Raw genomic sequence first — 5100 nt, 5'->3', positions numbered from 1 at the left:
ATCAGCGATGTCACTTGGCCGAGATCGCTGGAATCGCCCGGAAACATGCGGTTTTTCGGCGCCGCTCACCGCAAATCGGTGGATTTCTCGCTCTCATTGAGCGGACCGTGCGTCCTAGATCAGTGGATTCTGGGCCGTTAGGGCCCTGCGCCAGCGGCGGATTGAGCCCCGCACGCGTGTTTCTGGCCTCGTTGGTCGCTAGACCTCTGTAATCGCCTGATTTCCCTTCAGAAGCCCGTCGACGGCTCTTCTGCCTCTCGCCGGTTCCGGAGGCCATCAGAAGCGCGCGATCGGGCTCTACGGCCTCCTGACGGGCTCGATAAAACACGTCTGCAAAGGTTCCTTTCTCCCAATTTTGCGATATTGTACAAAGAGGCCTGAATCGCCGCCGGAAAGTCCATGGCCACAGCTTACGCCTCCCCTCCCCGACCGATCCGACGCCTGATCGGCTATGCCCGCGTCTCGACCGAGGAGCAGGCGACGGACGCCCAGGTCGACGAGCTGCGGGCTGCCGGCTGCCAGATCCTGCACCAGGAGCACGGATCCGGGGCGTCTCGGGCTCGGCCAGTGTTGGCCCGGCTGATGCGCGAGATCGGCGTCGGCGACGTCTTGGTGGTCGTGCGGCTCGACCGGCTGGCGCGCTCGGTGAGCCATCTGCTTGCGGTGATCGAGGACCTCGAGGCGCGCGGGGCGCATTTCCGGTCGCTGCGCGATCCGATCGACACCTCGACGCCGCAGGGCATGTTCTCGCTGCAGGTGCTGGGCGCCGTGGCCCAGCTCGAGCGGGCGCTGATCGCCGAGCGCACCAAGGCCGGCATGCGCGCGGCGAAGGCGCGCGGCAAGTTGGCCGGCAATCCTGGCCTGCGTGAGCGCCGGCCGGAGGCGATCCGCGCGGCCTCCGCGGCGCGGCAGCGCGTCTATATCGGCGACCTGATTGCTTCGGCTCCGACCTGGCTGCCGACCGTGCAACGGATGCGGCCACAACACAGCTGGGACGACGTCGCGCGGGTGCTGAACCACAAAGGCCAGCGTTGGACGGTCGAAAAGTTGCGCCGCGCGGTTCACCGGCTGGTCCGCGAGAGGATGGCGGCGGCGGACTTGATCAAACGATCGCCGCGGCGGCCCCCGGAGGACCGGCTCATGACCCTGGTCGCCGGCATTGCCATCGCCGATCCGGAGCTCAGCCTGCGCGACATCGCGGCGCAATTGGAAAAGATGCGGGAGCGCACGCCACGCGGCGGCCGGCAATGGGCGGCCTCCTCCGTAAAGTCGCTGCTGGATCAGGCGCGCCGCCTCGGACTTGCGGTGCACGATCCAGCGCTCGGATCATGAGCCGTCCGAGCATGCGCTGGCGGGTGGCCACGCTTTGGCCCTGCACCTGCCGCCACTCCGTGCTCGCGAGGATGGCGTCAGCCATGGCGCGATAGTCCGCCATGTCTCGCTGCGGCCGGCGACCCCGAGAGGACTCCGGCGCGACAGGGCGCGTTTTATTGATTGGCCTCCTAGACGGGCTGTCCCCTGTCCAATCCATCAGCCGCTCAAGGCTGAAGGAGGGCATCCCGAAATCCCGGCGCGCATCGGCGAGATCGAGTAGCTGCGCGACCGCGATCAGCGTCGCCATCCGCCAGCCCAGCGGGATTGTCGCCAGCGGCTCGCTGCGATCGACCTGGGCTTCCACCGACGGCAAGGGCCGATCGGTCAGGACGCGAGCGATGAACGGCGTGAGGCTACGACCGCGGGGCGTCGCCCAAAGCAGACGCGCCACGCGCAGCATTTCGCCGGCGACCGATGGTTCATTGTCAATGACGTCGCCGAGGCCCGCCGACAGAGCCCTCAGAGCCGCCCGAAACCGCGAATTGGCAGGGAGGATCGGCGAGGGCCGGGCCCGAACCACGCGGGTGCACCGGACACAGACGATGCGGACAGCACCCTCATCACAGGTCTTGAACCGCCACCCCATGTTGCTCAGGCAGTGCGGGCACATCTCAATCAAGCCGCGGTCATGTCGGGTGCAGGCGACCGTCTCGACGAGCGCCCAGGCCCTGCGGATGTGATGGTCGCGGCCGCCATCCGCATCGTCATCGAGACAAGCCACGCAAACCGGATTCCGAAAGGCCCCTGTCTGGGTGCCCTCCCCCCATACATAGCAACCTTGCGGCCGCGACCCTGCGGACAGCGCAAGGGCCCGCAGTGCTCCTTCCTCCATCTGGGCCGCCCTCGCCCACGCACGCACCTGCTCGGCATCCGGCGCAAAATCTCGCTCCGCGAACCCTGTCATGCCGCCGTGAGCGGGCTTTGCACCCAGCAGGACGGCCAGTCCGTCGCTGGAGAGGCCATATCGACAAGCAACCCGTCTCTGCCACGACGAGAGCAGTTCCCCCTCCATCGGCCGGGGCGCAATCGGCAGGACGCGCGGGTCCTCGCTCATCCGACGCCTCGCCGCTGCAGCCCTCTCTCGGCCGCGCGCGTCATCGCAACCAGCGGCAGCACCAGCTCTTCAGTGTCAAAGCTGTCCGGATTGATGCACTCCACGCCGGAGCGGATGGCTTCGACCGCCACCGTCTCGATCAGCCGGAAGATTCGAACCGTGACCCCGTCGGTCAATTCGAGCACGCGTTTGCGAATGGCGGTGGTTTCCAGGGCCGAAGGGCGCCGCAGCGGCAGGATCGTCGCCAGGCTGGCCAGCAGCTGCGTCAGATGCCCATTATTCGTCCAGCGCCGCAGGTGCAGGGCTTCGAAGCGTTCGGCCAATTGGGGGTCGGTGAGAAGCGCCTGGCGGGCAAGATCCGTTCCGGCGCAGACGAGCGGCACCCTGAGGTCGTTCGCCAGGAACCGGATGACGTTGAGAAAGATCCGCTGCTGCCGGAAACTGCCGGCGAGCATGGCGTGAATCTCGTCGATGATCAGCATGCGGGCGCCCATGCTGCGCAAGAGGCTGCGGCAGATCTCCTTTTGCCGATGCGCCGCGCCGTCAAGCGGCCCCGGCACGCCCAGCGCGGCCAGCAATTCGCTGTAGACGTCGCGCTCGACCGGTTCGGCCGGCATCTGCATGGCGACCACCGGCATGGTCGTGACCCCTGTCCCCTTGTCGAAGCACGCGGGATGATCCCGCAAAAACTTGCGGATGATCTTGGTCTTGCCCATGCCGGTATCGCCGTAAAGCAGCAGGCACGGCATCCGATCGCGTGGCGGGTAAGCCAGAAGATCTTCGAGGCGAGCGAGCGCCAACCGGGCCTGGTCGAGGTCCAGCCACCGATCCGCCCGGATCCAGGCGATCCGCTCCGCGTCAGACAGCGCGGCGTGAGGCCGATAGGGCGGCAGGAGATGGACAAAGTCGCTCATGACCATTCCTCGACCGCCAGCAGGGGCAGAGGCGTGGCTTCTTCCTCACGATCAGCAAAGACCGTAGGCGATGGCGGATGCCGCTCCGCGGCGACCAGCGATCGGTTGCGCCGCTCGACCTGCCGGCGCGCCGCTTTGGTGCTCGCCGCGGCGGCTTCGAGAAGGCCACGCTGGGCCTCGATCGTGTCGAAGATCAACTGCTCGTCGGTGAGCCGCACGCCCCGCTGTTTCAGGGCAGCCAAGGCGTGCCGATGCTCTCCCAGCGTGATGCGCGGGCGCCTCAGATCGGCATAGCGCACGGGCCAATGCACCCCGTCGGGTCCCTCAACGAACACGCAGGACAGATCACGCGGATCGAATTTGATCCGCAACCGGCGATCGAGACGCCCCGCCCAGGGGCTCAACACGTCGTCCCAGTAGCGCAGGCCGAAGAGATGCAGCCCATCGCGGCGGATGCTGCGCTCCTCAAACGGCAAGAAGTCGTACAGGAAGCGCTGTTCATCATGCGGGTGCCGCAAGGGCACGCGGCGACGATCCACCGCATCCCGCCACGCAACATTCGGCGGCAGGTGCAGGCTGCCATGGATATCGAGGTGATAGCGGCCGACAATCTCGAGGGCGAGCCAGCATTCGAGCTCGTCGAGCGTCATCAAGGCGTGACGCTCGGGATCGTAGTCGCCGCGCGCGGCAATCGTGCTGAAGGTGGTGCCCGGCAGCATATGGACCGCGCCCATCACGGTGCCGATCATGCGCTCGATGTGGCCGCCATAGTGCGGCGTCGCCACTGGCCGATGGATCAGCGAAATGCCATGCTCGGCCGCCCCTCGCGCCAATGCCCGGCCGCGGAATTCGCGCGCGTTGTCGACATGGACGATGTCCGGCAAGCCCGACACCGGCCAATCGAGATCGATACCGTGGGCTGCAAGCCAACGGGCTTTCGGTGTCACGGCGTGGTGCATCGCCAGGGCGACCGATGCCGACGACGGCGCTTCCAGGCTCAGGTAGAACCCCGCCACCATGCGGCTGGCCACGTCGATCGCCAGCGTCAGCCACGGCCGCTGGATTGGACGGCGATGCACGGCATCGACCACGAAGAGATCGACAAGAGTATGATCGATCTGGACGATATGGAGCGCGTGATCGGCTCGGTATTCCTGAGCGACCGGCTTGAGGCGATCGCGCGCCGCCTTGCCGCCTTCGCGCCCGCTGACAAGTCTGTGGCGATCAATCCGGTCGACCCGCGCGCGCACGGCTTTCCACGATGGAATAGCCAGCCCCCGTGCCCGGCACAGGTGTCGAACATGGTCATGTAGTGCGCTGACCGATGCCTTCTGACGGGTCAGATATGTATCGCTGATCGCTTCCTCGATGAGGGCTTCCATCTCGTCGCTAAGACGTCGAGATCCTCTCTTGGGGCCAGGTATCGCCGACGCCAGTGAACTCGTCACCGGAGCGGTCCGATACCGCTCGATCAGCGCATAGAGCCGGCTCCGCCGCAGCCCCAGAATCCGGCAGGCCGTTGCGACATCAAGCGGTGACAAACGCGTCACGCTCGCAAGCGGCCTGACGATCGCCTCGCGCGCAACCGCGTCCTGCCACTTGACGTCGTCAATATCGAGCTTGTCTCGATTGGGCCGCACGTCGCCGTCCTTTGCACTCGCCCGAATCCAGCGAATGAGGGTAAGATTCCAGCGAACTCGGCTGAATCCGCCGAATTAGGGTGAGCCGAACGTGTTAAAAATCAATCAAATTCAATCC

At 66.2% G+C, this 5100-nt stretch carries 3 protein-coding genes and 1 pseudogene; 1 reads left to right on the top strand and 3 read right to left on the bottom strand.

Going from position 1 to position 5100, the window contains the following annotated elements; all coding sequences use genetic code 11:
• The first annotated feature begins 399 nt into the window (after positions 1-399).
• A complete protein-coding gene (locus BGO16_RS07745; RefSeq protein ID WP_292618041.1) occupies positions 400-1332 on the top strand; it encodes a recombinase family protein in 933 nt (310 codons plus the stop codon).
• 676 nt (positions 1333-2008) lie between these two features.
• Here the strand turns inward: BGO16_RS07745 and BGO16_RS18125 are convergent.
• The 3 genes and pseudogenes from BGO16_RS18125 to BGO16_RS07735 all read right to left on the bottom strand — a co-directional run.
• Positions 2009-2428: pseudogene (locus BGO16_RS18125) on the bottom strand (TniQ family protein); the annotation flags it as partial.
• Positions 2425-3342 (bottom strand): TniB family NTP-binding protein, encoded by a 918-nt coding sequence (locus tag BGO16_RS07740; RefSeq protein ID WP_292618040.1) that lies wholly within the window; start codon positions 3340-3342, stop codon positions 2425-2427. The gene BGO16_RS07740 and the pseudogene BGO16_RS18125, both read right to left, overlap by 4 nt.
• Positions 3339-4982 carry a Mu transposase C-terminal domain-containing protein gene (locus BGO16_RS07735; protein WP_292618039.1) on the bottom strand — a complete coding sequence of 548 codons (1644 nt, stop codon included), beginning with the start codon at positions 4980-4982 and terminating at the stop codon, positions 3339-3341. The genes BGO16_RS07740 and BGO16_RS07735 overlap by 4 nt, the downstream gene beginning before the upstream one ends.
• Positions 4983-5100 lie beyond the last annotated feature (118 nt).

This window comes from Nitrobacter sp. 62-23 (assembly GCF_001897285.1).
Lineage (GTDB): Bacteria > Pseudomonadota > Alphaproteobacteria > Rhizobiales > Xanthobacteraceae > Nitrobacter.
This window is presented reverse-complemented; position numbering and strand designations above follow the sequence as displayed.